A 26,854-nucleotide genomic window follows, 5' to 3' on the forward strand; every position below is an offset into this window, starting at 1 on the left:
TACCAGATACTTGTAACAATTTTTACCAAAACCTAGCGCTAGATCGAGTAACTTAGATTGGGATACAAATGTAATTCAGGCTACAAACAAAATGCGGCTAGAGCAGTTGCAAGCTTTTTTGGCGATCGCCGAGACAGGCAGTTTTCAGCAAGCAGCGCGAAAATGTGGGGTGACGCAATCAACCATTAGTCGCCAAATTCAAGCATTAGAAGCCGATTTAGGTTTGGCTTTGTTTCATCGCAACGCTGCTACTACTTTAACTTTAGGCGGCGATCGCTTTTTGCCCCGCGTCCGTAAAATTTGCCAGGAGTGGCACAATGCAACAGCAGAACTAGCCGATTTAGTAGCGGGAAAGCAACCAGAATTATGTATTGCGGTAATTCATTCAATTTGCTCTCACTACTTGCCGCCGATCCTGCAACAATTTTGTCGTGACTATCCAGAAGTACAGTTGCGAGTGACTTCTTTGGGGAGCGATCGCGCTTTGAAGGTTCTCAAAGATGGCATGGTAGATTTGGCGATCGTCATGAATAATCGCTTTTTAACCGCTAGTTCCGAGATGGTAGTACAGGTACTATACGATGAACCGATTGAAGTGCTAATGAGCGCAAATCACCCGCTTACAGCCTACGAATGGATACCCTGGGACAAATTAACTTGTTACCCTCAAGTAGTATTTAAAGATGGCTACGGGATGCAACGTTTGGTACAGGATCGCTTTGAGCGCTTGGAGGCGAAACTTCAGGCAGTTTTAGAAGTAAATACTCTTGATGCTTTCCGAGGGGTAGTACGTCAAGGGGATATGGTGGCTTTGCTACCACAATCGGCATTAGTAGAAGCCCGCAACGATCCTACTCTAGCGGTGCGATCGCTCGGTAATGAAAGTTCTAGTTTGACGCGCCGCGTTGTGATGGTGACTACTCAAGATCGGCTTAAAATCCCCCCGATTCGCCACTTTTGGGACTTGGTACGAGCGTCTATCCCTGTGCCGGAAAAAATAGAAACCAGCGCTTAAGCAAGTAAATTATATAGATATGAGTACGGCATTTAGAGAGTTATTAAAAAAAGTAGGTAGTGGGGTGCATACGGGGGAGGATTTGACCCGCGCGGAGTCTATGGCGGCAACAAAAATGATGCTACTAGCCGAAGCTACCCCCGCCCAAATTGGCGCATTTTTAATCGCTCACCGAATTAAGCGCCCGACAGGAGAAGAATTAGCCGGAATGCTTGATGCTTACTCAGAATTAGGGGCAAAACTGCAACCAATTAATTTTGCCCGATCGCCAATTGTGTTAGGAATACCCTATGATGGGCGATCACGGACTGCACCCATTAGTCCCATAACAGCATTACTATTAATTACCGCCAACCAGCCTGTAATCATGCACGGGAGCGATCGATCGCCTACTAAGTACGGACTGCCATTAATAGAGATTTGGCAAGGCTTAGGAGTCGATTTTAGTAAACTATCTTTGGCGCAAACTCAACAGGTATTTGAGACAACAGGATTAGGATTTGTCTACTTACCTCAACACTTTAGTCAAGCACAAGTCATATTTGATTACCGCGATCAAATCGGCAAACGTCCGCCTTTTGCGACAATGGAATTAGTTTGGTGTCCTTACACTGGGGATGCACATATTATTGCTGGCTTCGTACACCCGCCCACAGAAGGAATGTTTCAAGGCGCTTTAACTTTGCGGGGAACAAGCAATTTTACAACAGTTAAAGGCTTAGAAGGTAGTTGTGACTTACCGCGCGATCGCACGGCAATAGTAGGCATATTTACTGGCGATGCTTTAGTAGAACACTTACACCTATCCGCCCGTGACTATGGTTTTAGTAACAAAAATGTACCTCTAACTTCCACTCCAGAATTAGTTGCTGCTATGCAAACAGTATTGCAAGGTAAACCCTCAGAATTGATGCAAAGTGCCTTGTGGAATGGCGGTTTTTATCTGTGGCGTAGCGGTATTTGCTCTGATATGCGATCGGGTATTGCTAAAGCCGAAGAATTATTAACTAGCGGTGAAGTTGCCCAAAAACTAAAAGAAATTAGTGCTGTTGTCAAAAAGAGTTGAGGATAAAAGATCGTAGCGATCGCATTGGGAAGTATTTATCTTTCATTAAATTATCCCTTTGGCTTTGTTACAGACGTAAATAAGCGATCGTATACAACCTTAGGGGCGCAATGCACTGCGCCCCTACAAGATTCGCAATTGATTTAGGATAGTGATTATTTATCCTCAAAAGGTTCAAAATTTTGAAATGATTAAGAACACAGAAGAATTAAGGAAGCGCTTATTTACCAGTGGAATAGTAAAAAACGAGCAAGAGTTAAAAGGATGTAACTCTGAAGAAATTGCATATATTGAGAGTAAATATGGTGTTTTACCAAGAGCTTACAGGGAAATTTTAGTTTTACTTGGACATAGTGCCGAAAAGCTTGTTAAGTAGGTAGGTGGGCGCGAGATAGCCAAAATGTACAACATTAGATAAAGACAGTGAATATAAGAAATAAGTATAAAAATGCCAGCACGTCTTAGAGTATTTCTGAACCAAGAAGAAGATAGAACGTTATTTGAGTTAAGGACAGCCCTGGCGGTGTCACAGAAAGTAAAAGATCGAGCCGAAGTAGTGAGGTTAAATTCTCGTGGATGGTACAAAGAAAAAATGGAGATGTTGTATAAATGTTGATGCAGAATTAAATGGACAGTCCAAACTCGTATCTATTAATAAATAGTCCAATCACCAAATCGTGCATAGCAACCGTCTTGGAAAAACAAATTGTTTTTCGAGCTAAACGTTTAATCCGAGTCCGCAGGAACAAAATGCTTTTTTTCTATCTTTTGAGTGTTTTGTTTTCCGATTTTATGCAAGGATTGAGCTAAATGTCGCGAATAAGCTCCCCAATCATCAGTGTAAAAATGGGTAATTCCAAAGGGTTCTAATAAAGCTCTCAATTGTAGAAAAACTTCATCTTTACGTGTCCCAAAAACGTAGGCTAAAACTTTTCCGCTCTTACGCTCAATAGCGTGCCACAACCATCTCTGATTAGATTTTTTGGTAACGAAACGACCCCTCTTCATCGAGTTCAGATTCCACCCCTGATGATATCTCCAAAGGTTTGAATAAGCAAATATCAACCACTATCGACTTGCAATTGCGTTGTTTTAAAACTGATAAATTCACTGATTGCAATTGGTTTTGTTTTTTTTTAGTTCTTTAATAACAGTGCTAGTGCTAACCTGTAATACTCGTGCTGTATCTCGAATTCCACTGCCGTTAAGTGCCATGTCTACAATCTGTTGTTTTACTTTTCGGGACTGACCCGGATAAGCATAATCTAAAATGAATGTTCGACCATCACAAGCTTGTTCCCGACATTGGTAGCGTTGCTTCCCTTGAGGAGTCTTCCCATTTTTTACAATATCTACTCCTTGACAGTAAGGACAATATAATACTTGTGTAATCATGGCTATTCTTGATGCTGTTTATGCTACTATTTCTTTAATTGAATCTTAGCATATCAACATTTATACAACATCTCCGTTTTCTGGTTCTTCCTTTGGTTGTTCCTGTGACTGCTTGAATAAAAAAACACCAATTTCTGGACTAACGTGCTGGAGTACCTTTTGCCGCACTGTTTGCTCAATTGCTTCTAAGGTGTTCAATTTTTCTGGTGGGGTTTCCACGCACGAGAATAGCCGCAATCCCTTGGAGATAGGCTTTTAGTTCTTGAGCTTTCTCTGGAGTCATATCCTGTACCTCCTGTCTGTTTTTACTCATCCTACATTCTTGCTTCGATTTTAGTTCCCTAGTCTCTTAAATACCTTAAGTATTAATACTCATTGCAAAACTGAGATGCTCCCAAGGTATCTGCACAGGGAATCCCGTTAGATAAGGGTAGAAACGTTGATAGTCAGTCCTGTTTCGCTCTCCCGTATTCTGCCATGTCCCCCCAGCCCTCTGCTCCACTGATTACTGCACATAGAGCAATAGTGATGATATCTAACAGCAAATGCTCTTTTCCTCGGATATCACGTATTTCTTCTAGGCTGGCAAAATAGGTCAGTATGCTGGTATCAATTATCTGACTCACTGGGGTTTTCCTACTTGCTTTACTTTACCCCATCTTTTTTATGCGGTTGTCCTGAGGATAATACTAATATCGTTGATTGTGATCGATTTAGGTGCTATGATAATGAATCGCCAATACTTAGCACAAATAAGGGTAATTACTTGTTGATGCTAACTTGGGGAGCGAATAGCTACCAATAAAAGTTACTATGGCAAAACATAACCTTGGCTGAGTTAGAAGGTAAAACTTATAATAAAGTCATAGAGTTGGTTTCAGTTACTAAGCGGCGACATAGCCAAGTGGTAAGGCAGAGGTCTGCAAAACCTTTATCCCCCGGTTCAAATCCGGGTGTCGCCTTGTTTTACTATACCCACAATTACCCCAAACCCCCGACTTATCAAGCATCGCAGGGGTTATTAATAATTGTAAATGTACTTGAATGTACCCGGATATACCTAAATGTACCCGGAAAATTAGGCACGTTTTAGGCACTTGGATATCCAATCTAAATTAAACCAGGCAAACGGGCGGCTGCGATCGGGAAAAGTGGGAGTAACGATCCAGGTTAAAGGCGATCGCTTACATCTTCGAGCTACTTTCCCACCAAAGCCCGGATCTACAAAGCAGCAGCCCTATCAACAGCGATTAGCACTAGGCTATCATGCCAATCCTTCGGGGATTTCGGCGGCGGAAGCTCAAGCCCGTAAAATAGGCGCGTTGCTTGACTGCAAGGAGTTTTCCTGGATTCCTTATTTAGAAAATTCACAATTGCTGCATACAATTGGCAGTTGGATTGAGCGATTCGAGCGCCAGCACTGGGCAGAAGTGATACAGAATCAGGCATCGCTAACAACTTGGAAAACTGATTACTTGCAAGTATTTAAAAACTTGCCACCAGACGAACTATTGACGCTGGCAGCGCTGGTTAACTACATCACTACTACAAATCCTGATAGCAGAACTAGAAAACGCGCTTGCGATTACTGCTACAAGCTGGCGGAGTTTGCGGATCTTGAGGGCAGGGAGGCAATTAAGAAACTAACAGGGAGTTATTCGAGCGCTGCGGTCAATCCTCGATCGCTGCCAACTGATGCTCAGATTGCTGCTTGGCGCGATAGTTTGCCTTCTAGCTCCTGGCGTTGGGTTGTGGGAATGTTGGCTTGCTATGGCTTGCGTGGCCACGAGGTTTTTAGGTTAGACCTGGCTGATTTTCCTGTGGTTCGTGTGCTGGCAGGGAAGACCGGAGCTAGATTTATTTATCCGCTCTATCCTGAGTGGGCCGAAGACTGGAAGCTGCATCAAATAGATTTACCTAAATTGAGCTTGAATTACAGCAACGCCAAATTAGGAACTAAGGTCGCGGGTTGGTTTTACGATCGCAAAGCTCCCTTTAATGCCTATGATTTGCGGCACTGCTACGCGAGACGCTGCTTTGAATTTGGTATGGCTCCTGACTGGGCAGCCGGATTAATGGGGCATTCAAACAGAGTTCATTTGACGACTTACAGGGCTTGGATTGATGAACAGACTTATCGGCGGGTTTATCAGGCGATCGTTAGCCGTCCCGATCGCCCGTTGCCTCCCTAACCCTGATTGCTGATTAAGCGATCGAGAATTGCGTCTAATCTTTCTACCGCCGCGTTCAGGCTTGCCATCTGAGCATCGTTGCGATCTCGGTACTCTTGAAAGTTTACTCGGTCTTCTTCGGCTCTTTCGGTCAATCCTTCAACTACTGCTAAAGTTCGACCGATTGCTTCAGATAGCACTCGTTCGGTTTGGGCGGTTTGATCGCTGTTGGCTGCTATCGACCTGGCGTTAGAATCAACTATCGCCTCTATCCGGTCAAGGCGATTCTCTATCAAATCAAATCTGCTGAAGTCTACCATAATTAATCTTCCTGTTCTCCTAATAATTCCCAAGGTGCATTCTGTATCAAATCCTGGAATTCAATTAAGCAATCCCAAGCACGGCTAAACTTAAAATCGCCTTTTTGGGAGGGATTTTTGCCATAGCTATCTTTCTTATCTTGGATAAATTGATTAATAGCTTTTAATACTATTTCTTGCTTATTTTCTCCCTCTCTACAAAAGCGCTCTATTACATCCGTTCTAGAAATGTTTTTAGAGTCACCAATGTCTTTTAATTTCTGCCAAGCTTCATCAGTTAATTGCATTGATCTAAGCTTTTTTGCCTGAGCGTATCTTAAAGAGAATTTACCATTCTCATCTCTATCCATTGTTCGTAATAAGCTAGTATTATTCATGAAGCTGAATCTAGTGGTATAGAAACAGCTTACCGTATATATATAAGGCTGTCAATGCCTTATATATATACGGTAATAGATTTGATTGCTAGTGTTAACTACTCGTTATTGGTTTGTTCTCCAAATAGATGATCTAGGATTCTGTGTGTTTCAGTTCTTAGCCCTCGTAACTCTGACTTTATATCCCTGATTTCTGTTACTAAAGTTTCAAAGTTGGATTGATGAATTACAACTGTTTGAAGTAAAGCTTCGGCGGTTAATCTTGTTTCTGTCGCTGATACACGAAGTTCGGTAACTGATGTACTTAGCTCGGAAGTTGATGTACGGAGTTCTGAGACTGTAGAAGCAAGATTATCCAATCTTTCATCTGTCCAGCGTTCTATTGCCATTGGTAATAATTACTTGTATCTAGTGGTATGCTGTTAGCATACCATATATATATAAGGCTATCAATTATTAAAAACAGCCTCGATTAAATTGGCGATCGCATTTCCAATATTACTGTCAATTCTTTTGTCAGTTCGCAATTTTGAGCAAGTAATAAAATAGTCGTGGGGTATTTCTTTGTGTTCTGTATTTCTGATAAATTCATGCGGTGGAATTTTCAGCCAATCACAAATAGCCAGAAAAGTTGCCATATCGGGTATTGCTCCGTTTTCAATTCGTGAAATAGTTGAAGGACTAACACCTGCGGCCGGTGAAATTTCCCGCAACCCGCTTTTACCGCGTTTAGTACGAAGGAGATCGGCAAGCATTTCTATGTCGAGTATATACACGGTAAAACGTTTGATTAGGGGTAGCATCTATAAATCTGATTGACGATAACGTTCTTCCTCAAATTCTTCCTTTTCTTTCTCATCTTGTTTCCTCATTAAATCTGCTATATGTTCGTCATCTTCGCTAGGCAAGTTAGCAACATATAAAGCTTCTTCATAATCTGGATCGTTTTTATCAAAACCCCACATTAATCGGCAAGCTCTGCATTTATAAAAGCCAAAGTCTTCATCATGATAGATATCTTCTGAAAAGCACTCTATACATTTATTGCCTTCGTTGTTGTGGTTCATCTTTTCTCCATTGGTATTTCTAAAGCAGCGCCGCATCGATCGCAGTGCCAAATATAAGTAGGTCGTCAAACATAATCAGATACTTCCTTGCCAGTAAAGGTTAAATAGATTCTGGATTCGTTTTGTTTGGGCGGTCGGTTTTGATAGGGTTCAGATTCCTCCTGCAACTTCAATCCGTATGCTTGGGCAGACTCGATCAGGCACTGGGCAGCCTGTTCAACTTTGTCGGTAGCCGCCCAGACACGGACTCTAACTAAATCTGTTGGCGGATCGGCGATGCGATCGTCTCTTTCCCACTTCTGAGATTTGCAATCCCAAAAGAAACCTAGCCCGTTTAGTTGCTTGTACAGTGATTCTTGAGTTTCATGGTTGAGAGTAGCAATCTCACAAGCCTTGGTGTATTTCTTGGTTTGCTTCATTAGCGCTTTTCCATTGGTATTTCTAAAGCAGCGCCGCATCGATCGCAGTGCCAAATATAAGTTGGTCTGGCAGATAGTCGGCTACTGGTGACGCGGTAATGTTTGCCAATTTGAAATAAGCCCCCTTTTCGGAGCTTTCTTAATTGGCGGGGTGTTATGCAGAGGAAATCGGCGGCGGTGTTAGTGTCCGCCCAACTGCTAGGTTGTTTCATCATTGCTGAAGTCTAAATACTGATTTGTCATTGCTTCGATAATCGCTTCAACATCTTTTTTGTCGTTGTAAACACTTCGGTTATTCTTGCTCCAGTGAATTACAGCAAGAATTGGGTCTTTATCAATTTCTACTCGCTGGATAAGAGCGAGGTTAAGGTATTCGCCGCTTGGGAGTTTGACTATATACATGGTTACGATCGCACTTGCCAAGTGTCGCGGAGATAGGCGGCAAGCTCTTTAACTGCGTCTACCGCGTCGTTTAGCTTGCCTGTCTCGTCGGCATTAAAAATGTGTTCCGAGCCTGATAAGGTTTCGGCGGCATCAAGTAATTTATAGGCTTCCTCTAATTGATTCTGTATCACTTCTTTAGCGGCTATTTGGTCTAGTTGATAATTTCTCAAGGCTTTAGGTTTCATGGTTTTTTTGAGTTGGGTTAGTACGGCTGTTCTGTTCGCCTTGTATTTGCTGGATTCTCGCCATTAATTAACCTGTATGGCGGTGTTGACCTAGTAGCTAGGCTCTAACGTTTAATACGACGGCGCGATCGTGCTAAGAGACAAACAAAAGCAGATATTCCCATAGACATCCCTTTCTTTAGGTGTCTGCTTTTTATGTTGTCTACTAACTAGCAGTCTACCGCCAGCCTCCGAGGTTGTCAAGCGGTAGACTGCTGGCATTAAACCGCTATAATGAACACAGAAAACTCACAAGACGAACCAACCTTGAAGACACTTCGAGAGAGTGCTGGACTAACCCAGCCGGAACTAAGCCGACGAATAAATGCAGGCATTAGGACTATTGGCGATTGGGAACGGGGAGTATATTCCCCAAGTTTTGATCGGGCGATCGCTCTTGCCCGTGAACTTGGCGTGTCTCTAAAAACTCTTGCTAAATCTATGAAGATGGATGTCTCAGGAGTGCCAGACGAGCAATCAGATCAAGACTAACCACAAATAAAAACCGCTCAGTCAGGCAAATGATTGAGCGGTTTTTGTAGTAGTTCGTCAGCAGGTCACTATCTCATGTCGATTCGATAGTCAAAAAGGAGGAACAACTTATTATGTCCCAACTCGATCCAAATCTATGTCCCCATACACACATTATCCCTGGACTAAGTGCCATTCAGTGCCGCGATTGCCGCCGCTACTGGGAGTATTTTCACAAAGATTTCGAGCGATTACTCGCTCAAAGCTCCGATCCGCCCGAAGACACTACCCCAAGAAGTGATACAGAATCCAAACCCAAAGGAGGTAACTTTGTGCTGGCAGAAAGTGATACAGAATCCTATTCCTATCCTGAGATCCTGCGCTTTACCGACGAGCCAATCAACCTTTACTATCCACGAGGTACAGCAAAATCATTCAATCAGTATTTTCGATTCAGCTACCGCGATGGTAAACGAATGCGACATCTACATATTCCCGGCGGCAACACCCGAAGTCCTGAAGCGATCGAACGAGCTAAAAGAGTTCGAGCTTTTGTAGACGAAGGCGCGACTCCCTCTCAGGTGAGAAGCTTGATCGAAGGCTGGCAGACAAAAAAGAATCCATTGCCTAGGCTGTTCTAAAAAAAATCCCTGCTGTTACCTCTAACAACAGGGGTTCAATAAATTCACAATATTTACAAAACATAGGAGTTTATGACCTACATCAATGATAGTTCGCCCAACAAAACAAAGGTCAAGTTTTATGCACTGAGAACGGGAGAACACTTGAGAGCTTGCAAGGAGCTAACACCAGCACAGCGAGACATTTATTACTACCTCATGACCCTCGATCCTGATGGGAATGGGATGGATATCAACAGCAAAGAAATAGCCGAGCAACTAGGGCTATCAAAATTCACTGTGTGCAAATCTTTAAAGGCTCTCGACCAATTGGGCTGGATTGAGCTTGAAAAGATTACTAACACTATAAGAATTTCAATCAATTAATTAATTAGAAACAACTAAAGAGTTATGACCTACATTAATGTACCCTCCCAAGGCAAGATTGAGGGCAAGTTTTACCCGCTTCAGATTGAAGAACACATGAGAGCTTGTAGGAAGCTAACAAAAGCACAGTTAGCCATTTTTTACTACTTCAAAGCAGTCGATCCTTTTGGGGGGAAATGGATAGATATCAAGATTGTTGAATTAGCAAAGCAACTAGGATTATCAAAAATCACCGTTTCTAGAGCTTTAAAATTTCTCGATCAGCTTGGCTGGCTTAAATTAAAGCTAATTTCTGTTCAAGTGCAGGTACAGACAGATTTAGGTGATAGAGATGGCACTGACGACCAACAATTTCTCAGTGCCATCGTCCCCGATCGAAGTAATAAATGTGACAATAACATTTTGATCAAAAATGATCGCATAAAAGTATCAGAATCCGCTTCAAACAAGGATTCTGATAATAATGGTGTGAAAAAATGTTTCGGTGTGATCATTTCTGATCAAAATGGATCAGAAATGATAAAAAGTGATCAGAAATGTTCTGATGTGATCAAAAATGATCGCATGGAGGTATTGAACACCGCTCCAGGCAAAGATTTCAAACCCTCTAAGACTATTAAGACTAATAAGACTAATAAGACTCTCTCTCTCACAGACAAAGAGAGAGAGAAATTTTTGGAATTTGCAAGAAAGAAAGCTAGTGAGTTGCCAAAACCTCCAACACTGCCAGAAAAATGGATTCACAAGAACCACGACGAATTATGGGCGAAATACCAAGAGTTAGAGCAGCGCAAAGAGACGAATGAGCAACAAAGAAAGGAAAGTATCGATAAGCCACAAGAAACGGTTGTAGACCCTCGTATTGCGGCGGATTTGGAAAATGGAAAAATTTTACAAATTGATTGCCACGACAAAATGTTTAGGGATACAGATGGTTGGTGGCAGAAGTGGCACGAGTACGAGGAATGGAACGCCAAGCGATCGGCGGATTCTCAGCCAACCAATGAAGAATTACTAAGGAGCAAGCAATTAATTGAGGCAGCACTAGGAATCAAATCAAGTTAATTGGTTAGCGATCCAAAACAAAGGTTGGTTGATTAGCGCGATCGCCCAAATTTAATTCTGTATCAACTTTGATAGTGGGTTCTTGGCAGTAAAGGAAAGTGATACAGAATCCTCGCAGCGAAGGAAAGCAATACAGTGTCATCGGTTCAGGGATTGGATTCTGTATCAAAATAGAAGAAACAGGATAAAGACATATGGAATTTGATGAACTTAAACAACTGGTAGAAAGCAACGCTAAAAGTATTGAAGCTTTGAGTAATGAGTCTGCGGCAGCAAGGCAAGAACTAAGAGAAGGACTGAAGGAAACTAGAGCAATTGTTGATAGCAACGCTAAAGCTATTCTTGGATTAGCTGAAGAAGCAAGGGCAGACAGGCAAGACATTCGGGATCTCAAAGATACAGTTTTTACTCTTGCTCAGATAGCCAGCGACCACGAAAAACGTCTAACTCAATTAGTAGGCTACTCAATTACTGGTGATAGCGATCGCCTAGACCTGCTGCAACGGATTCAAAAACTAGAGCGCCGCATCAAACAAATTGAAGATACACCAAATGCGGAATAAGAAAAGTGATACAGAATCCTCGCTCTTAAATTAAGCAGATACCCGTTTTGCCTTACGCTTTGCGGTTGCCTGGATAGAGGCGCTTCTGAATTGATAAAGATAGGCACAAACAATAAACCAAGTGATAAACATTAGTTCAGAAAGCGATTCCAATCGCTTAGTAATTACTTGACTTACAAGTTCTGGTTGATACCGAAGACCATAAATCATAGAACGATCAAGAAATGAAAGCAAAACCCACGTCACTATTGGTGTAACACCCACTAAACCCGCCAAAGTTAAAGCCGTCCAGCCAAAAAATATATCTCGCTTCTTTTTGGGAGGCTGGAGCCAGCGCAAAAAGTTGGGAACCTCCGACCAGAGCGATCGCAAAGCTAGAGAATACAATCCCACTAGCAGCAGATACCAAAAGAAAGAACCAGCTAAAAATAGCAAGCTTAAAGCCGCCGTACCACTAATTGCATTTACAGGAGCTTGAGCAGCTACAGCAAAAATCAACATTAAAAAACACTGCCAACCTAGCAGGGCAGGAAATAAAACAGCAGCAACCCAAGTAGGAATTGCTAAACCCAACGTTTTCAACACCGATCCAAGTGAAAGAAACCAGATAGACTGTTTGCCCCTGGTAGTAATGGTTAAACCAGCCAGCAATAATAGAAAAATTGTAATAAACATGAGAACCGCAAACTACTACTAGCTTAGGATTCCCCTTTATTTGTAAAAGTGATCGCGCTTTTATTCTATCTTTTGGACGAAAGCGCGATCGCTCTACTTTAACTTTTAACTGAATACTTCTTAATCAGTTGGTCGCCAGGTATGATTGTTGTCCAGAATATGTATTTTTTGTCCGCCACGTAGCGGATATCTCTTTTCAGAACTTCCATAAATAATTTGTGGCTAATCCGACTACGTCCAACCAAGCATCCCGCCGAAGCATTGTAAACCTTGGTTACGGGCAAGTCATAACCCCAATGTTGGTTGATTCCAAATAACCCATTGTCCAAAAAGTCGCCAGTCCGCTTGTAGTCCTTGTTATAATCCCGCCAAACTTTCACCGGAGCCACTTGGATCAAAGCTTCATGAACATCTCTCGATCCGTGATGTCCTACTGACCACGCCTGATACTGACCAAAAGCGATCCGCGCTGCGCCCTTGGTATTCATTGGGTGAATAGTATAGTAATCGCCAGGTTCCGTCGTTGCGTCCCAGTTGCCAATTATCTTAGGGCGATCGTCCACAATTTCTATAATCATTCGCCTGTCATTAAATTCGTTAGGGCGATCGGCGTTTACCTTGCCATTGGCGTTTAGTCCTTCAACGTAAACAATGTTGTAGCGCTTTTCGCCTGTAAAGATGTTGAATTTATTAACCTGCATCCAGCGCACGATCTGGCTTGTTAAACTATTATCCAACTTATCGAAATTCATTGATTTTGCTCCTCGATATCTTCCGTTGTTGGCGCGGCGTTTGCAGGTCTTTGAGTCACAACCCCCAACAGCACTGTCGCTACACCGCCAATTGTGCCTACAGTTTTAGCGTCTCCTACTTCTTGCGTAACCAGTACAGCGCAAATTCCAGCGATCGCGCCAAAAATAGTGCCTAATAGGTCTAATTGGTTTTTATTAAGTTTAATCATCATCATTGTTTTCCTCGTAGGAATCGCGAATAGTAAAGCCATCGTGTTTTTTTAAGAATTTTTGAGTATCTTTAATTGAGCTTGATAGGCGCTTAAATTTGTGATCGATCTTCTCGTTTATCTGCCCTAATAGAAACTGAAAAGTCTCTTTGCGATTTATATAGTCTTGGATATGCAGTTCTAGATTTTTTTCTATTCTTGCCGTGTAGTCATTAGTGCGAACTACGCGGTCAAGCAAAATCTTATGCCCTTCAAGGCTTGAATGCTCTAATAGTTCTTGTCTTAAGTGATGAATATTAATTTCTAATCTATTAATTTTGTTAGCGTATTGAATTAGTAAGCCCAAAAGAATAGTTAAAGATACTAAAATCCCCAATAAAATACCGATGGATTCCAAACTAAGTATAAAATTGGTGGAAGCTGCAAACATATTTAACGAGTCCCTGTAACATTTGGATCGTTGCCTGTCAAAAAGGTTTCTACAAAATTTGCACTGCTATTGCTTAAAAGCTCCAAGCGTATTTTAGCTGTACCAACATTAAAACTACTTCCCGTTCTTCTTAGTCTTAAGTTGTTTAAGTTAGCAGAAATTTTAAGGTCAAGGTCGCAATCATTAGCAGCTTGAGATTGAAAGCTTTTATCAGGAATTAATCTAAGCCAGGGAGAAGGGCTAGAGCGCCAAACAGTTGCTACTACGTAATGTTTAGCTAAAGAGAAAAGTGTTGTACTGACACATAAAGAAATTCTAAATATCATGCCGTTAGCAAGATTATTTAAAGTTCCAATTTCAATAAAATCATTCAAAACTGTTGGTACAGTTCGAGTGATTTCTAAGCTAAGTGGCGCTGTATTGTAATTATATTTACTGCTTTGTATTCCCCCCAAAGCTTGCAGGAGATTAATAAAATTTTTGTTGCCTTCTATATTTTGGTTGCCAGTTAAGTTTACAAAACTACTAAGAACAGTGTCTAAACCGTCAATGGTATTAATTGCTTGCGTATCTTGATGATTAGTTCGTGAAAGCAAGTAAGCATCTGGTTCGTTCACCGTCGCGCCAGTAGCCACAGAACTAAGCTTAATTTTTTCATCCACGCTAAACATTCCCGCGCTATTACTAGAAGCCAAAGGATGATTAGTAGTGCTTTCATGACTAGCTACATTAGCGATCGCGCTACCTATTGGATCTGCGCCTACCTGCAAAGCAGTAACGCTGTGGGGATTATTACTACTGTCGATGTGGTTATCTAAATCTAAGTCAAGCGCTTTTAAAGTTAGTTCTGCTTGGATAGAGTCAAGCTGCAACTGTAAGTTGGTAACGTCACTAATATTTATGGGCAAATTTACACCATTTTCCACAATAGACATTTGCTCTATTTCAATGATCCAATCCTCATTGAGTAGGTTGTCTACTCTTTTGATTGCCAATTTTCTATTATTTAACCCCGTAGGTGCAGCAAGCAAAATAATATCTAACTCTGTTTTATAGCCGATTAATTTATAATCAAAAAATGACAGTTCCCCTTGCTCTTCAAAAGCTTGTCTAATTACTATTTTTAGGGCTTTAATTTCTGGGTTAGTTTTTACGTGTTTAAGCTTAAAAAGTGTGCCAGTAACTACAGGTGTGTAGACATAAAACTCATTAGTAGTAATTGTTGCTAATGGCTGCCAATTCATTATTATTGAGCATCATAATTTTGTATTTCGTCAATTTTCATTTCTATAGAATCAAGCCTATCAAGCACTTCTTCATAGCCTTGTTCCTCGTAGCCCGTGTACTGCCATACCTCCATGTATATGTCTTCAAGCCAGTAAGGAATCTCTAATTTAAGCGTGTAGGGGTAAACGCCGTAATCCTCAAATTTAATTAAAGTAAGTCTGTTTAAACCTGCGTTTTTGGTTTCGCCTGCTTGAACACCACTAACAAAGTTGCTAGACAAACTAGGAGAAACATACAAAAACTGCGATACTTTAGCCCCCAAAAACCAGTAGGTCTCCGCCGTTTGGCTGTATGTACCTATCAATACTGTGGAGCTATCGCAAGTAGCATAAATAGGCGGTATCGCCTTGTACTTGTATTTTCCAGGTGGATTGTTAGGGGTTGGTATTCTTTCAGCCATACGGCTATCTTGCAATACCAGTCCCCAATTCTCTCTAAGCGCTAAATCCCAGGCTGACATTATTAATCACTAAGGAGTAACTGGAGGCACAGTATTACCAGGATTAGGATCGGCTTGGACAGGAACGTTAGTCGGGTACAGCACGCCGGAATTTGTAATGTAATAACCCGGTGGTTTGCTTACAAACTTACCTTTTATCCATTGAGCGATCGCATAATTAGAGGCGGCGGCGGGTACTCGCAAGCTAACAAGCCTTATAGGAGAAGTTGCAACCGCCGGATCGGCTCTAAGTTGGGTAGGTATTTTTATTAACTTGCCAATAATCCCGCCACTATTAGCGCCCCTGCTGTCGTACCATTCCGCTCCTTCTACCGCAGCAACCCGAACGACCCTATCATTTAAAGCTCCACTCTCTCTTACTTTTCGGGTGTAGGCTTTTCTTTTTCGTAAATAACCTTCTATTGGTGTTGCCGAAACAGCTATGCCAAAGTAAGTTATTATTTTTTGCGGAACGACGACATGAATCGTTCTGCCCGATCCTATGTTCATGTCGACTACGCCAACTGCTTGCGCCATTTATTTTTACCTGTTTGTTTAATGTAATTTTTACTAACCTTTGTTGATCAGTTGGTTAAGGCACTATTGTGGGCGTAGGATCTTGCAAAAAGTTTGCAACCTCAAAATTTATACCACCAGTAACTAGATCCTCTGATTCTTCAAGAGGAAAACTAAAAGTTCCTGTAATAGTTCTTGTGGTGTAATTAATCGAGTAGGTCACTCCACCTTCGGTGAATCCTGTTTTATAGGCTGCTTTAGATGCTTCTTTTATGGCATTGAACACGCCGCGTGCATAGATGGTATCTTCTGCCATAGTTAATCTCGTTCTGTGTCAATATGGTTACAGATACTATGGTATATGCGTTATTTGCACATTTAGAGCATTGAAATAGTACAAAAAGGTTAAGCCTTTTTGTACTATTTTATGGCGTGACTAATGCTCCCATTTTGTTACCTTTCAAGGCAAATAGCATTATCGGGTGAATTAGAGAATGTACCCTAGCGTCTGCATAGCTAAATCGCACGTCTACAAGCGGTCTAACCTTTGGCAACTTAACTTGTTCGCCTAGTATGGTTTTAGTTTGAATTAGCTCCGGGTAACGCTCTGACTCTGATTCGCTACCGCTTTTTGTAAGCCATATCCATTCTGGAGTGTGATTTTGCAAAGATAAAATCTTAGTTACTAAGTCTCTAGGCTGGGCTGAACTGCGTGCCAACACCTGCAATTGATAGCCTTTGTCCCAGTCTGCGTAGGTATATAGCTCTTTGCCTTTTGTCCACACGTACCCACCATTAGATCCAAAGATATTTTTAATACTTGTTGCTATACGAGTTAATTCGCTTTTTGAGATAGTTTCCGATGTCTCGTTCATTATCCTGAAAGTCAGCCTACCTTCTGACCTTCTTAGCCCTTGATAGGTAGATGGGTTTGAGCCTACTTGTTTAAAGTCAGTATCTTCTAAAAAGTGCAACCTAATTTGTGGTTTAAATCGTCGGTTTGGGTGCATTTCTGATCGGCTACCACCTTCCCCAATTTCTAAATTATTTAGTAATTGGTTTATCGCCATAACCTCGGTAATTATTGGCTTAAGTAGTTTACTATTTCCTTTTAAAAGTATTCTCCCCGTCATGGTGTCGCCTCGTCTTCGCTTCTATTTGGCTCTATTTCGATAATCCGTTCAGTGCCAAACACAGACTCATTACTCATTTTTTGCGCTGCAAAAAAACCATCGGCAGCGCCCGCAACTATAAAGCCAGCTTCGATACACGATTCTTGAAATTCCTCCCAGAAATTTTCCCAATAAGCTCGACCTACAGGGTCTTTTATTCCTTCTATTTGCTCATCTTTGGCGTTAGAAAATGTCCATGGCTCATTGCGCTTTTTATTCATCTTGTCGACTGATGCTTGATCGAATTGTCCCGCCAGCACCATAGCTTGAGCAAATACTCTTGCCGCGCCTCTAAACAAAGAGCGATGATTTCTAAACAAGGTAAAAAAGCCTACTCGCGCCACTTGCTGAATTTGCAGAGAAACCAAATTAGCCAAACTAGCGGCGATTTCATCTGCCGCCTCCTCTCCTAACTCTTTCATCATGTACAAAGCTAGAGGTTGGTTAAACACGGCTATAGTAGCGGCGGGCGCTAAACCACACACACCAAACCCTAGTGATTGTCCTGCTAAAGTACCTTTAGAAGCGGCTAAGGCTATTTCAGCTTGTTGGATTTGGGCATCGATAGCAGCATCTGTGATATTCCAATCAAAGTTCCAGATAAACAACGCGCCGGAGATTATTTGCCCCCATAACTTTTTAAAATCAAAGCTAATTAATGCTTTTATTGCATTAAAAGCAAGAGACATTAGCGAAGTTCCAAACTTTTTAGTAATGTCCCAGACGGCGGCTAGCCCCTCTAAATTTCCCTGCTCTGCTGTGCCTGTAGTAGCTATACGTCGTACTCCACCAGCTACAGAAGAGCTTCTAACGGATCTAGAGGATAAACTACCTAGGCTAAGGCTAAGAGGCATATATTTGTTTATTAGTTGGGTTGTTAGGGCGGTGTGGTAGGCGGTTTATTTTTTGATAAATCTCTAATTTTTGGTCTTTGGTTGTACGGGCTGCCATAAGGATTTACTGTTTCTTTCGCGCCGGGAATATTTATAAATCCTGTTTCTACTTCCTCTATAAATTTCTCAAAATCTGTGTCGTCATCTTCACCATTTATTTTATTCACACCTTTGAAAGTATCTAACAAGTGACTTAATATTTGCGCCTTAATATCACTACTAGGATTAAGCTTAACTTTGTATATAGCTTGCAATATTGCTACACCTTCTCTAAATTTCATTAAGTCAGCTTCTAAGCCGAATTTTTCATCAAATTCAACACAGCCAACCTCTACCTCACTCTCTTTCAAAATTTCGTCATATCTAATTTTCTCCAAGGTAAACAATAGAGGCATTTTAAGCGCTAAATCTTTTTGCTTATATCCTGCCCACTCCGTAAGAGATTGCAATAGTTTATAGGTGGTAAATCCTTGGGTTTTATTTGCGCCGGTTTCGCCTAAAGTACGCATCCCCATATTAAGCAAAGTTTCAGTGTTTATATTGGTTTGGAAACACAAAGTAAACATCTCTGCGATCGCTTCTGCCATGTTTGGCAGTTTTACACCTACTGGCTGATCTCCTGGCTGAGAGGGATCGCTGTCTTTAATTTGGATCGGGATCTCCCACTGGCCCATAATTTCATCAAAGCGTTGCACGTACCAAGATAAAAACCTAGTAAGACTTGGTACGTCTTCGTTAAAATTGGGAATTAAATTACCTAAAAATCCTTCGTCTTTACTAATTAACGATGTGGGTAAATTTACTGGGTAATCGTCAACTCCGACAACCTTTGAGAGCTTATCTACCTTTTTAATTAATGATTTAATCAAGTCTTCATTTTGTGTAACATCTGGGCAACAAGTCATAGTGCAATCACATCTAGGGGGAGGAGGAGGCGGCGGCGGCGGGAATGATATGTAAGGCGCTTCTGGAACTGGGCAAGGAGAACAGCTATTTTCTACTATTACAAATGGCATATCTTCAGGGAATAAAAAATTTAAGTCTCCGTTACTTAGGTTTTCCCATGAATATGTATCTTCAAAAGTAGAGCTGCTTTGCCCTGTAGGTCTTTCTAGCTCAGTAAAAATTCTTGTAGTATTAACATAAATAATTTGCCCGCTAGGCAAATGCAAAACACCTCCGGTGCGACCAATTTGAAAATCTGGGTAATCTTCTACAGTTATAGACGGCGCTTGCCCTGAAAATATCTCAATTTCACCATTTTTTTTATGAATAGTGTGATAGCCAAAAGTATAGTGGCAAACACATTCTGGTCTAAGAGGGATTTTGAGAAATTCCATACCCGGAGGGGGAGACGGCGGCGGCGGTAGTTCTACTGGCGGCTCTCTATTCCTGCATTCCGGCGTATCTTTTCGATACACAATTTGTTGAGGAGGAAGTGTAACAAATCCCAGTATGGGTGTTAGCTCTATGCCTATGTTACATTCATCAATTACTATTGCTGGCCCTATGCCTATAGGAATTTCGGTAAAAGGATTTTCACCGCAATAAATACTACTAGGATATCTGTTGCAATCCGTTGGATCGGCGGAGTCGTCAGGAGTATGGTAAAAAGGTGAATTTCCAAAAGGCACTAAGCCTGACTGCGGCGGCGTTGTAAACCAAGGCTCCGGCAGTTCGTCCGCCTCTGTATCTGGTTTACGTTTTGTTGGTTTTCTTTTCACCATTGCGATCGCAACCTTATAATTAGCCCGTAACTTCTATTAGATAATTCTTGATATCGTCTCGTCATTATTTCTAAATCAGTTCTAGAGTACAAACGATAGGGCATTTTAAAATCATCCATATCATTAATGATATTTATGCCTGATTCAAAAGGATTGGTAATCATAAAAGTTGATTATTTACTAACAAAAATTACTCTCCGCCACCACCTTGCTCTACCATATTGATCCAAGGAAGGTTGTAGTAATTTTTAAAAAAATTACCAATAGTATCAATAATTTCAAGGCTTGATCCGGCAACTACTCCTAATTCTGCTACGTAGCCATTTAAGAAATTATTTTGATTATAATTGCATCCTAACAATACTTTTTCTAAATAGTTGCCATTGCTAGATAAAGAACTTGCACAATCTCCCACAATGTATCTACTGCCCAAAGAATTACAAGCACTTATAGTATTACCTTGCTTATAAACCATATAAGTGGTCCAATCACTTATATAAAATGGCGCATATAATTCTTCATAGGTGGAAGTACTTTCATTCATGTAACCCACAACGTTACTATTGCCATTTAAGCTAACATTAGCTGTATGTGCATCATAATTAGTGAAACTGGTGAATAAGCTAGTTGCTGTGTCTTCAAATTTAGCTACTACGAATATTAACCAATCCCCTATTGTTGGTATTAAAGGCACTGGTACAGTAGGATTAGAAATCATTTGTACATTCATGTATTTAGATCCATCAAAATAAACCGCATTTTTACCGTTAATTAAATTAGGTTTATATATAGGCTGATAACTAAATTCGTTTTGAATTACTTTTAAAAATGATGCTTGAGGTTGCATCCAAGTTGATACAGCTTCATCAGGTTGCAAATTTAATTCGCTGGCACTTATTCTAAATATCATGCCAGGCACTTGCAATAAAGAAGATGTTGGTGGAATGACTACAGGGGGAGGGGTAACAGGTAGTGTATATATAGGATCAGGCGTTTGTACAAAAATTTCCTCACTGTAAGAACCATGTATAGTCACCGTATCTGTTGCGTCTAACAAGCCATACCCAACATCTTCAATTTGTATTCCTATTTTCCCATTATCGCCTAGTTCTATTGCTAAATTATCTGTGAATAAATCCATTAAATTATAAATTCTATAGGGATATCCCGAAGGATTAAGCAAGCTAAGGCTACCTACTTTATACCAGCCGCTACCATCAGGACTTGTGTTTAATTGATTAGAGATATACAAAGTTATTTGCTTTCTAGCGCTACCCCATTCTACATTTAAAGTTTTATATAGTTTATCTGTTGCACTATCATCTAAATCAAAATCTGGCAAAGCTACTTCAGCCAAACTGTGAATAGACGCAAAGGCTTTAAGGTTTTTAATAAAGCAGTTAAAGCTAATTATTTTGTGATTTGCAATTAATGTATCGCCTACTGTTAAACCCGTATTCTCGTAAATAGTAACTATTGAACTACTGTTAGCAACTAACTTATTAGCGATAGTTTTGATGCGATTAATACTACTAATTGACATAAAGGAATAACTAATTATTTATTGATCCACGACGCTGCAAAGCCTCTTTTATTGCTTGCCTAGCGCACTGTAATTGTAAACCCTTTGAAGTATTAGTTATGTTGCAGGGTTGACTTTTTAGCATTCGTTTAGCTGAATAAAGAATCGCACACCGATAGCCTATCCCTAAGAAATTATCGAGCGCGTCTATTCGCCCGTACCACGTATATACCACGCCGATATTAGAGTTGTAGTCTAATATTTTTATTGTTTGCTCTAGACAAGTAGGCTCTAAATAATCATCACTGTCAACACATCCAAAATATTTACCTGTTGAAAGTGCGATCGCGTTTTTGGCTGAAATAACACAGCCTTGATGATGCGCGGCGATAGCTCTGATGCGGCTATCCTTACTAGCGTAAGCTTGGGCGATCGCATAGCTGTTATCTGTCGATCCATCGTCCCAGACAATTAGTTCAAAGTTTTTATAAGTTTGGTCTAAAACGCTTTGGATTGATTGAGCTAAATATTTTTCTCGGTTGTAACACGTAATAATGATAGAGATCACAAGAGTTATCCAAGAAAGAGTTAGTATACTTCCGAAAATGAGCCAAAGCGGAAGTATTATCGCAAGGATAGAAACAGCATTTTAGGCACAATTTAGGCACGAATAAAAATAACTAACTTTAATGCCATAATTGGCAATACTTCCAGCTAGTTGTACAATGGTCTGCAAAACCTTTATCCCCCGGTTCAAATCCGGGTGTCGCCTTGGTTTAAATTTAATAATTACTTGTCAATGTTAAAACTTTTAACATCCAAGGTATTAATGATTGTATAAAGAAACAATCGAAAATTTTTGTAAATGTGCAAGTATCTTTGCTGTTCACTGCTAGTTGTTTTGCCAAGGTTGCCATTGTTTCTAAAGTAAGAAAGGTCACTTTTTAGGTGTTTGACTAAAACTTGGAAATTTTTTTGCAGTATAACCACATAATATTTTAGTTGGTTAAACTGTAAAGCTAATGTTTTTATTTCTATCTAAACTACTGCCCTTATTTATTTATCCCTTGGGGCTGTCGTGTATTTTACTGGGAATAGCATTGATAATGCTATGGAAGAAGCCACGCTTTGCGGCGATTCCTGTTGCCTGTGCCTTGGTTATCTTATTAGTTACAAGTAATAGTTGGGTTGCCTTATCTTTAGTGCGAGTTCTTGAATGGCAAAATACTCCCACGCAATTACCCCAAGCAGAGGCGATTGTTGTTTTGGGTGGGGCGACAAAATCACAGTTTTTTCCCCGCCCTGGAGTAGATTTAAGTGAAGAAGGCGATCGCGTTCTTTATGGCGCAGAACTGTATAAGCAAGCTTTAGCACCAATAATTATTGTTAGTGGCGGGCGCATTGCTTGGCGCGGTAGCGGTTCCCCAGAATCCATGGATATGGCAGAAATTTTGACTCAAGTGGGAGTTCCCTCTTCAGCAATTATTCAAGAACCAAATTCCTACAATACTTACGAAAATGCCGTAAATGTCAAAAAAATACTCAATAGTCGCAAAATTAAAAATATTTTGCTCGTAACTTCCGCGATGCATATGCCGCGCAGTTTGGCAATATTTAAACGTCAAAATATAGCGGCGATCGCTGCTCCTACTGATTTTTTAGTCAGCACGAACGAATTTCAAGAAATTAAAAGTAGCTTTGAAGCTAGAATGTTGGCTTTATTGCCCGATAGTGGAGCTTTGCAAAATTTTACTCGCGCTTTAAAGGAGTATGTAGGGCTAATTATCTATCGCTTGCGCGGTTGGGTTTAACAAAATAAATATACCTTTAATTACTCCTAGTCTGCTGGGCGCAAAATAAGAGTAATTTGGAAGGTTTATTCGCAAATCGTGGTTGATAAACTATTATTCGTAAATCATGCCTAGTTGTGGTTCTATAGGCTTAGTAGTATCCAATGTCTGCACAAAGGGTTGCTCAACTACGGTAAAGGCTTCGGCAAGTGCAATTTGAGACTCCAATAAATCTACCGTAGCATCGGCAATATCGCCCTGACGAGCAGCAAGGCGATCGCGCAATACTTCCATGGGAGCAGTACAGTGAATAATTTGCAATGGTAATTGTTGAAAATCAGCTAAATCAATGGCATTAGTTCTCAAAGCCGTGCGATCGTACTTCGCATCTAAAATTACTGTAAAACCTTGATGAGCCAGCATCACCCCTAATTGCAATAAGCGATCGTAGGTTTTTTGAGTCATTTCTGGAGTATAAAGCGCATCCCCACCCCGCTCAGACAAAGGAATATTGCCTAAATGTTTGCGTACCGCATCGGAGCGCAGATGAATCGCATCTAATTTCCGCGCTAAAAGTTTTGCCGTGGTACTTTTTCCCGATCCAGACAAGCCCGACATCAAAATTAGTTTTCCTTTCCGGGGCTTAGTATACTCCCAAGCTAACTTGTAATAACCACTAGCGGTTTTTGCTGCTTCTACTTTCGCCGCTTCTGGTATCCCCGGATCGTCTAGTAAAAAAGATGTGACTTTCGCTCTCACATAAGCTTGACGGCTCAAATATAAAGGTAATACCTGCAATCCTTCCCAATCGCCAGTTTGTTCTGCATAAGTATTTAAAAAAGCATTGCCAAAATCTGAGCGCTGTCTTGCTTGCAAATCCATGACTGTAAACGCTACATCGTACATGACATCGACAAAGCGAAACGGCTCATTAAATTCAATACAATCAAATAACAAAATTTTGTCATGCCAAAGACAAATATTTCTTAAGTGCAAATCTCCATGACACTCGCGAATTTTATTATTTTCAATCCGGCTACTAAATAATTGACTTCTCCCAGTAAAAAAATTATCTGTATATTTCTTAGTTTCTGCGTACTGAGCCTGGGTTTGGGGATTGCCAATATACTTTTTGGTTTGCTCGTAATTTTCATCAATAGCTTGACGTACTTGAGCCACTTCTCCAAAAGAACGAATGCGATCGCTAGATTGAGCTTGTTCGTGATAATTTGCTACTACCCGCCCCAATTCCTCCATATGAGAATCGTTCAACGTTCCAAGTTCAAACATCTCGCTTAATAAAGCCGATTGAGGAAACTGGCACATTTTTAGCACGTATTCCACCGCTTCCCCGCTTCCACCTAAGCTAAACTTGTCCACAGCTTGAGTTACGGGCAATACTTCTAAATAAAGCTCCGGTGCGCCCCGCTTATTCATCTCCAACTCTTGATGACAAAAATGCTCTCGTTTTGCCAAGGTTGAATAATCCAAAAAGCCAAAATTCACAGGTTTTTTGACCTTATAAGCATAATCTCCCGTCAAAAACACGTAAGAAACATGAGTTTGAATCAGCGTAACTGGTTCAATAACTGGATGAGGATAAAATCCCGGCTGTAACATCTGTTCAATTAATGTCATTATTTCTTTCCCTTTTCAACAAAAAACCAGGAGTTAAGCTCCTGGTAGTAAATTACTATAAATACTTCCTTGGTTAAGCAGTAGCCGAGCCAGACTCTGCTACTGCTTCTTCGATAATTGCCTCAGCTTCGGCGCTTACTCTAGACTGCACTACACTAGCAACAGTCCGCCCTGGATCGCCTAAAACGGTAATCCCTGCGGGTAAAACAAGCTCACTAACATACAAAATATCTTTGAGATGAAGCCCAGAAATATCGACCTCAATAGCATCCGGGATACTACCAGGAGCGCACTTAACTTCAAGCTCTGTCAACACCACATCTAAAACTCCGCCTTCCATCTTCACCCCTGGAGCCTCGCCCACGAAGTGAACGGGTACTTCCACTTCGACGCTTTCTTGAGCCGCTAAAGCAAAAAAGCTGACATGATAAGCCCATCGCTTCACGGGATGAATTTGGACTTCCCGCAGCAAAGTTTTGCCGCGCCAAGACAAATCGGGAATATTTAGATCGACAACGGTACTATTTACGCCAGCTTTTTTTAACAACTGTTCCAGAGTTTTTGCTTTTACCGTCAGCATAATTGACTCTGTACCTTTATGCCCGTACAAAGAGGCTGGGATTAAACCTTCACGACGTAAAGCTCTAGGCTTGCTGCCTTCAGCGCGTTTTTGACACTCAACTGTAATTTCCATGAGACACAAGTAACTAAAATAAACGATTTAGGTGATTTAAACTTAAGAAGCTACCGGAGTACCGTTAGCATCTAGTAATGCTCGTTTGGGGCCATGAATCGGGTCTTCAACAATGATTGTTTGTTCGCGACTAGCTCCCAAAGAAACGATCGCAATTGGCACATCCATCAATTCTGCTAAGAATTTGAGATAATCCAAAGCCTGACGAGGCAGGTCTTCTAAAGAGCGGCAATTCTCTGTTGACTGTTTCCAGCCGGGGAGAACTTTGTAGATGGGACGACACTCGGCAAAGCGGCGAGCATTGCGGGGAAAGTCTTTAAACTCTACTCCATCGATTTCGTAAGCAATACATACTTTAATTTCCTCTAATTCATCGAGGACATCTAGCTTTGTAATTGCGATACAATCCATGCCATTGATGCGGACGGCGTAACGACCAATTACCGCATCAAACCAACCGCAACGGCGCTTGCGTCCGGTGGTAGTGCCAAATTCTGCACCGCGATCGCATAGTTTTTCGCCGATTTCGCCTACAAGTTCGGTGGGAAATGGCCCTTCACCAACGCGAGTTGTGTAGGCTTTGGCAACACCAATAACGCGATCGATGGCAGTGGGACCGACTCCCGTACCGATACAAGCTCCCCCAGCTACAGGATTGGAGGAAGTAACGTAAGGATACGTGCCATGATCTAAATCTAACAGCGTTCCTTGTGCGCCTTCAAATAAAATATTGCGGCGGCGATGAATAGCATCATAAATCTTTAGGGAAGTATCGACGACGTAAGGGCGCAATACTTCCGCATAATTCAAGTATTGCTCGATTACGGTTTCTGGATCTAAGGGTGGTAATTCGTACAGTTTTTCTAAAATGACGTTTTTGTATTCTACTGCCCACTTTAGCTGTTTACGCAATCCTTTTTCGTCCATCAAGTCTAGAACTCTAATGCCTGTGCGTTCGGACTTGTCGGCATAAGTTGGCCCAATTCCTCGCCCCGTTGTGCCGATTTTATGGCTTCCTCTCCTTTCTTCGGCAGCTATGTCTATGAGCCGATGGTAGGGCATGGTAACGTGAGCAGTTTCCGAAATTTGGAGATTTTTGGTAGAAATATTTAGTTTTTTTAATTGCTCTAGTTCGCCAATTAATACTTGAGGATCAATCACCGTACCGCAACCGATTATACATTCGGTGTCCGGGTACAAAATACCAGAGGGGATTAGGTGCAATTTTAAGGTTTGCCCCCCAACTACAATTGTGTGTCCGGCATTTACACCCCCTTGGTAACGTACAACAATATCTGCTGACTTACTGAGCAAATCGGTGATCTTGCCTTTTCCTTCATCGCCCCATTGGGCCCCAATTACTATGACGTTAGCCAAGGGTTTTTATTGAATGTAAAGTTTCCACAAACTATTATTATCAGCACATAGTAGTAGAGTTGTCAACAAACTAATTAAAGGGCGATCGCTTTAATTAGTTTTGTTACCTGCTTAATTTGAGGTTGGTGT

43 protein-coding genes, 2 tRNA genes and 1 pseudogene are annotated in these 26,854 nt (G+C 41.1%); 13 read left to right on the top strand and 33 right to left on the bottom strand.

Annotated elements, in window-relative coordinates; translation table 11 throughout:
• Window positions 1-91: 91 nt before the first annotated feature.
• The 4 genes from SYN7509_RS0218655 (at window position 92) to SYN7509_RS30215 (ending at window position 2,697) form a co-directional block, all read left to right on the top strand.
• On the top strand, window positions 92-1,015 hold the full coding sequence (locus SYN7509_RS0218655; protein WP_009632014.1) for a LysR family transcriptional regulator: 924 nt from the start codon (window positions 92-94) through the stop codon (window positions 1,013-1,015).
• Between the two features lie 19 nt (window positions 1,016-1,034).
• Window positions 1,035-2,081: an anthranilate phosphoribosyltransferase family protein gene (locus SYN7509_RS0218660; RefSeq protein ID WP_009632015.1), complete on the top strand. Its 1,047-nt coding sequence runs from the start codon at window positions 1,035-1,037 to the stop codon at window positions 2,079-2,081.
• Between the two features lie 151 nt (window positions 2,082-2,232).
• The gene (locus tag SYN7509_RS0218665; RefSeq protein WP_009632016.1) at window positions 2,233-2,457 is read left to right on the top strand and encodes a hypothetical protein; all 225 of its coding nucleotides are present in this window, start codon (window positions 2,233-2,235) and stop codon (window positions 2,455-2,457) included.
• A gap of 72 nt (window positions 2,458-2,529) precedes the next feature.
• Window positions 2,530-2,697 carry a hypothetical protein gene (locus SYN7509_RS30215; protein WP_158506165.1) on the top strand — a complete coding sequence of 56 codons (168 nt, stop codon included), beginning with the start codon at window positions 2,530-2,532 and terminating at the stop codon, window positions 2,695-2,697.
• 7 nt (window positions 2,698-2,704) lie between these two features.
• Here SYN7509_RS30215 and SYN7509_RS31805 read toward each other — a convergent pair whose 3' ends face one another.
• From SYN7509_RS31805 to SYN7509_RS26415, 6 genes and pseudogenes are all read right to left on the bottom strand, one after another.
• Window positions 2,705-2,830, bottom strand: coding sequence for an IS1 family transposase (locus SYN7509_RS31805; protein ID WP_202807249.1), 126 nt, complete (start codon window positions 2,828-2,830; stop codon window positions 2,705-2,707).
• Window positions 2,808-3,089, bottom strand: coding sequence for an IS1 family transposase (locus SYN7509_RS30775; protein WP_202807250.1), 282 nt, complete (start codon window positions 3,087-3,089; stop codon window positions 2,808-2,810). The genes SYN7509_RS31805 and SYN7509_RS30775 overlap by 23 nt, the downstream gene beginning before the upstream one ends.
• 99 nt (window positions 3,090-3,188) lie before the next feature.
• Window positions 3,189-3,476, bottom strand: a complete 288-nt coding sequence (locus SYN7509_RS30780; protein WP_028954436.1) for an IS1/IS1595 family N-terminal zinc-binding domain-containing protein — start codon at window positions 3,474-3,476, stop codon at window positions 3,189-3,191.
• A gap of 60 nt (window positions 3,477-3,536) precedes the next feature.
• Window positions 3,537-3,695 carry a hypothetical protein gene (locus SYN7509_RS30220; protein WP_158506166.1) on the bottom strand — a complete coding sequence of 53 codons (159 nt, stop codon included), beginning with the start codon at window positions 3,693-3,695 and terminating at the stop codon, window positions 3,537-3,539.
• Window positions 3,652-3,789 (bottom strand): hypothetical protein, encoded by a 138-nt coding sequence (locus SYN7509_RS30225; protein ID WP_158506167.1) that lies wholly within the window; start codon window positions 3,787-3,789, stop codon window positions 3,652-3,654. The genes SYN7509_RS30220 and SYN7509_RS30225 overlap by 44 nt, the downstream gene beginning before the upstream one ends.
• 136 nt (window positions 3,790-3,925) lie before the next feature.
• Window positions 3,926-4,078, bottom strand: a pseudogene (locus SYN7509_RS26415) (transposase family protein); the annotation flags it as partial.
• Between the two features lie 288 nt (window positions 4,079-4,366).
• Between SYN7509_RS26415 and SYN7509_RS0218695 the strand changes: the two are divergent.
• Together SYN7509_RS0218695 and SYN7509_RS0218700 are read left to right on the top strand one after the other, a co-directional pair.
• A tRNA-Cys gene (locus tag SYN7509_RS0218695) sits at window positions 4,367-4,438 on the top strand.
• A gap of 135 nt (window positions 4,439-4,573) precedes the next feature.
• Window positions 4,574-5,668 carry a site-specific integrase gene (locus SYN7509_RS0218700; protein WP_028954437.1) on the top strand — a complete coding sequence of 365 codons (1,095 nt, stop codon included), beginning with the start codon at window positions 4,574-4,576 and terminating at the stop codon, window positions 5,666-5,668.
• On the opposite strand, the gene SYN7509_RS0218705 is transcribed toward SYN7509_RS0218700, so the two are convergent.
• The 9 genes from SYN7509_RS0218705 to SYN7509_RS0218745 form a co-directional block, all read right to left on the bottom strand.
• Complete coding sequence (locus tag SYN7509_RS0218705) at window positions 5,665-5,967, bottom strand: hypothetical protein (protein ID WP_009631043.1); 303 nt, start codon at window positions 5,965-5,967, stop codon at window positions 5,665-5,667. The two genes, SYN7509_RS0218700 and SYN7509_RS0218705, sit on opposite strands and share 4 nt — an antisense overlap.
• Window positions 5,968-5,969: 2 nt before the next feature.
• Window positions 5,970-6,344: a hypothetical protein gene (locus SYN7509_RS0218710; protein ID WP_009631042.1), complete on the bottom strand. Its 375-nt coding sequence runs from the start codon at window positions 6,342-6,344 to the stop codon at window positions 5,970-5,972.
• Between the two features lie 98 nt (window positions 6,345-6,442).
• On the bottom strand, window positions 6,443-6,733 hold the full coding sequence (locus tag SYN7509_RS26420) for a hypothetical protein (RefSeq protein ID WP_009631041.1): 291 nt from the start codon (window positions 6,731-6,733) through the stop codon (window positions 6,443-6,445).
• 60 nt (window positions 6,734-6,793) lie between these two features.
• Window positions 6,794-7,120 (bottom strand): helix-turn-helix domain-containing protein, encoded by a 327-nt coding sequence (locus SYN7509_RS26425; protein ID WP_202807251.1) that lies wholly within the window; start codon window positions 7,118-7,120, stop codon window positions 6,794-6,796.
• A gap of 27 nt (window positions 7,121-7,147) precedes the next feature.
• Window positions 7,148-7,480 carry a hypothetical protein gene (locus SYN7509_RS30230; RefSeq protein WP_158506168.1) on the bottom strand — a complete coding sequence of 111 codons (333 nt, stop codon included), beginning with the start codon at window positions 7,478-7,480 and terminating at the stop codon, window positions 7,148-7,150.
• Window positions 7,477-7,830, bottom strand: coding sequence for a hypothetical protein (locus SYN7509_RS0218730; protein ID WP_009631038.1), 354 nt, complete (start codon window positions 7,828-7,830; stop codon window positions 7,477-7,479). Before SYN7509_RS0218730 ends, SYN7509_RS30230 begins: the two co-directional genes overlap by 4 nt.
• Window positions 7,830-8,045, bottom strand: a complete 216-nt coding sequence (locus tag SYN7509_RS0218735; RefSeq protein ID WP_009631037.1) for a hypothetical protein — start codon at window positions 8,043-8,045, stop codon at window positions 7,830-7,832. Before SYN7509_RS0218735 ends, SYN7509_RS0218730 begins: the two co-directional genes overlap by 1 nt.
• On the bottom strand, window positions 8,029-8,232 hold the full coding sequence (locus SYN7509_RS0218740) for a hypothetical protein (RefSeq protein WP_009631036.1): 204 nt from the start codon (window positions 8,230-8,232) through the stop codon (window positions 8,029-8,031). Before SYN7509_RS0218740 ends, SYN7509_RS0218735 begins: the two co-directional genes overlap by 17 nt.
• A 2-nt stretch (window positions 8,233-8,234) precedes the next feature.
• A complete protein-coding gene (locus SYN7509_RS0218745; RefSeq protein WP_009631035.1) occupies window positions 8,235-8,459 on the bottom strand; it encodes a hypothetical protein in 225 nt (74 codons plus the stop codon).
• Window positions 8,460-8,732: 273 nt separating this feature from the next.
• On the opposite strand from SYN7509_RS0218745, the gene SYN7509_RS0218750 reads away from it, so the two are divergent.
• From SYN7509_RS0218750 to SYN7509_RS0218765, 4 genes are all read left to right on the top strand, one after another.
• Complete coding sequence (locus tag SYN7509_RS0218750; RefSeq protein WP_009631034.1) at window positions 8,733-8,990, top strand: helix-turn-helix transcriptional regulator; 258 nt, start codon at window positions 8,733-8,735, stop codon at window positions 8,988-8,990.
• A 113-nt stretch (window positions 8,991-9,103) separates the two neighbouring features.
• Complete coding sequence (locus SYN7509_RS0218755) at window positions 9,104-9,610, top strand: hypothetical protein (RefSeq protein ID WP_009631033.1); 507 nt, start codon at window positions 9,104-9,106, stop codon at window positions 9,608-9,610.
• A gap of 72 nt (window positions 9,611-9,682) precedes the next feature.
• Window positions 9,683-9,976 (top strand): MarR family transcriptional regulator, encoded by a 294-nt coding sequence (locus tag SYN7509_RS0218760; RefSeq protein ID WP_009631032.1) that lies wholly within the window; start codon window positions 9,683-9,685, stop codon window positions 9,974-9,976.
• Window positions 9,977-10,000: 24 nt separating this feature from the next.
• Window positions 10,001-11,041: a helix-turn-helix domain-containing protein gene (locus SYN7509_RS0218765; RefSeq protein WP_009631031.1), complete on the top strand. Its 1,041-nt coding sequence runs from the start codon at window positions 10,001-10,003 to the stop codon at window positions 11,039-11,041.
• Between the two features lie 4 nt (window positions 11,042-11,045).
• On the opposite strand, the gene SYN7509_RS30235 is transcribed toward SYN7509_RS0218765, so the two are convergent.
• Window positions 11,046-11,183, bottom strand: coding sequence for a hypothetical protein (locus tag SYN7509_RS30235; protein ID WP_158506169.1), 138 nt, complete (start codon window positions 11,181-11,183; stop codon window positions 11,046-11,048).
• Window positions 11,184-11,235: 52 nt separating this feature from the next.
• Here SYN7509_RS30235 and SYN7509_RS0218770 point away from each other — a divergent pair, with 52 nt between their 5' ends.
• Window positions 11,236-11,604, top strand: a complete 369-nt coding sequence (locus SYN7509_RS0218770; RefSeq protein WP_009631030.1) for a hypothetical protein — start codon at window positions 11,236-11,238, stop codon at window positions 11,602-11,604.
• A gap of 30 nt (window positions 11,605-11,634) precedes the next feature.
• On the opposite strand, the gene SYN7509_RS0218775 is transcribed toward SYN7509_RS0218770, so the two are convergent.
• The 14 genes from SYN7509_RS0218775 to SYN7509_RS26435 all read right to left on the bottom strand — a co-directional run bounded on the left by SYN7509_RS0218775 (window position 11,635) and on the right by SYN7509_RS26435 (window position 21,794).
• Window positions 11,635-12,279 carry a hypothetical protein gene (locus tag SYN7509_RS0218775; protein WP_009631029.1) on the bottom strand — a complete coding sequence of 215 codons (645 nt, stop codon included), beginning with the start codon at window positions 12,277-12,279 and terminating at the stop codon, window positions 11,635-11,637.
• 98 nt (window positions 12,280-12,377) lie between these two features.
• Complete coding sequence (locus tag SYN7509_RS26430) at window positions 12,378-13,031, bottom strand: hypothetical protein (protein WP_009631028.1); 654 nt, start codon at window positions 13,029-13,031, stop codon at window positions 12,378-12,380.
• Window positions 13,028-13,246: a hypothetical protein gene (locus SYN7509_RS0218785; RefSeq protein ID WP_009631027.1), complete on the bottom strand. Its 219-nt coding sequence runs from the start codon at window positions 13,244-13,246 to the stop codon at window positions 13,028-13,030. Before SYN7509_RS0218785 ends, SYN7509_RS26430 begins: the two co-directional genes overlap by 4 nt.
• Entirely contained in the window at window positions 13,233-13,670 is a 438-nt protein-coding gene (locus SYN7509_RS0218790; protein ID WP_009631026.1) for a hypothetical protein, read from the bottom strand. Before SYN7509_RS0218790 ends, SYN7509_RS0218785 begins: the two co-directional genes overlap by 14 nt.
• A gap of 2 nt (window positions 13,671-13,672) precedes the next feature.
• Window positions 13,673-14,914 (bottom strand): hypothetical protein, encoded by a 1,242-nt coding sequence (locus SYN7509_RS0218795; protein ID WP_009631025.1) that lies wholly within the window; start codon window positions 14,912-14,914, stop codon window positions 13,673-13,675.
• A gap of 2 nt (window positions 14,915-14,916) precedes the next feature.
• Entirely contained in the window at window positions 14,917-15,417 is a 501-nt protein-coding gene (locus SYN7509_RS0218800; protein WP_009631024.1) for a hypothetical protein, read from the bottom strand.
• Window positions 15,418-15,426: 9 nt separating this feature from the next.
• Complete coding sequence (locus tag SYN7509_RS0218805) at window positions 15,427-15,933, bottom strand: hypothetical protein (protein WP_009631023.1); 507 nt, start codon at window positions 15,931-15,933, stop codon at window positions 15,427-15,429.
• Between the two features lie 55 nt (window positions 15,934-15,988).
• A complete protein-coding gene (locus SYN7509_RS0218810) occupies window positions 15,989-16,228 on the bottom strand; it encodes a hypothetical protein (RefSeq protein WP_009631022.1) in 240 nt (79 codons plus the stop codon).
• Window positions 16,229-16,337: 109 nt separating this feature from the next.
• The gene (locus SYN7509_RS0218815; protein WP_009631021.1) at window positions 16,338-17,045 is read right to left on the bottom strand and encodes a hypothetical protein; all 708 of its coding nucleotides are present in this window, start codon (window positions 17,043-17,045) and stop codon (window positions 16,338-16,340) included.
• A complete protein-coding gene (locus SYN7509_RS0218820; RefSeq protein ID WP_009631020.1) occupies window positions 17,042-17,938 on the bottom strand; it encodes a Rossmann-fold NAD(P)-binding domain-containing protein in 897 nt (298 codons plus the stop codon). The genes SYN7509_RS0218815 and SYN7509_RS0218820 overlap by 4 nt, the downstream gene beginning before the upstream one ends.
• Before the next feature lie 23 nt (window positions 17,939-17,961).
• Window positions 17,962-19,704, bottom strand: coding sequence for a hypothetical protein (locus tag SYN7509_RS0218825; protein WP_009631019.1), 1,743 nt, complete (start codon window positions 19,702-19,704; stop codon window positions 17,962-17,964).
• Window positions 19,698-19,868: a hypothetical protein gene (locus SYN7509_RS30240; RefSeq protein ID WP_009631018.1), complete on the bottom strand. Its 171-nt coding sequence runs from the start codon at window positions 19,866-19,868 to the stop codon at window positions 19,698-19,700. Before SYN7509_RS30240 ends, SYN7509_RS0218825 begins: the two co-directional genes overlap by 7 nt.
• Before the next feature lie 26 nt (window positions 19,869-19,894).
• Window positions 19,895-21,247, bottom strand: coding sequence for a hypothetical protein (locus SYN7509_RS0218830; RefSeq protein WP_009631017.1), 1,353 nt, complete (start codon window positions 21,245-21,247; stop codon window positions 19,895-19,897).
• Between the two features lie 10 nt (window positions 21,248-21,257).
• Window positions 21,258-21,794, bottom strand: a complete 537-nt coding sequence (locus SYN7509_RS26435) for a glycosyltransferase family 2 protein (protein ID WP_009631016.1) — start codon at window positions 21,792-21,794, stop codon at window positions 21,258-21,260.
• 132 nt (window positions 21,795-21,926) lie between these two features.
• On the opposite strand from SYN7509_RS26435, the gene SYN7509_RS29845 reads away from it, so the two are divergent.
• Together SYN7509_RS29845 and SYN7509_RS0218840 are read left to right on the top strand one after the other, a co-directional pair.
• Window positions 21,927-21,998, top strand: a tRNA-Leu gene (locus SYN7509_RS29845).
• Between the two features lie 334 nt (window positions 21,999-22,332).
• A complete protein-coding gene (locus tag SYN7509_RS0218840; RefSeq protein WP_369792284.1) occupies window positions 22,333-23,037 on the top strand; it encodes a YdcF family protein in 705 nt (234 codons plus the stop codon).
• Between the two features lie 93 nt (window positions 23,038-23,130).
• Here the strand turns inward: SYN7509_RS0218840 and SYN7509_RS0218845 are convergent, their stop codons facing one another.
• The 3 genes from SYN7509_RS0218845 to SYN7509_RS0218855 all read right to left on the bottom strand — a co-directional run bounded on the left by SYN7509_RS0218845 (window position 23,131) and on the right by SYN7509_RS0218855 (window position 26,725).
• On the bottom strand, window positions 23,131-24,654 hold the full coding sequence (locus SYN7509_RS0218845) for a bifunctional aminoglycoside phosphotransferase/ATP-binding protein (protein WP_009631014.1): 1,524 nt from the start codon (window positions 24,652-24,654) through the stop codon (window positions 23,131-23,133).
• A gap of 73 nt (window positions 24,655-24,727) precedes the next feature.
• Window positions 24,728-25,348, bottom strand: coding sequence for a 50S ribosomal protein L25/general stress protein Ctc (locus SYN7509_RS0218850; protein ID WP_009631013.1), 621 nt, complete (start codon window positions 25,346-25,348; stop codon window positions 24,728-24,730).
• A gap of 42 nt (window positions 25,349-25,390) precedes the next feature.
• Window positions 25,391-26,725: an adenylosuccinate synthase gene (locus SYN7509_RS0218855; RefSeq protein WP_009631012.1), complete on the bottom strand. Its 1,335-nt coding sequence runs from the start codon at window positions 26,723-26,725 to the stop codon at window positions 25,391-25,393.
• Window positions 26,726-26,854 lie beyond the last annotated feature (129 nt).

It is taken from the genome of Synechocystis sp. PCC 7509 (genome assembly GCF_000332075.2).
Taxonomy (GTDB): Bacteria; Cyanobacteriota; Cyanobacteriia; order Cyanobacteriales; family Chroococcidiopsidaceae; genus Aliterella.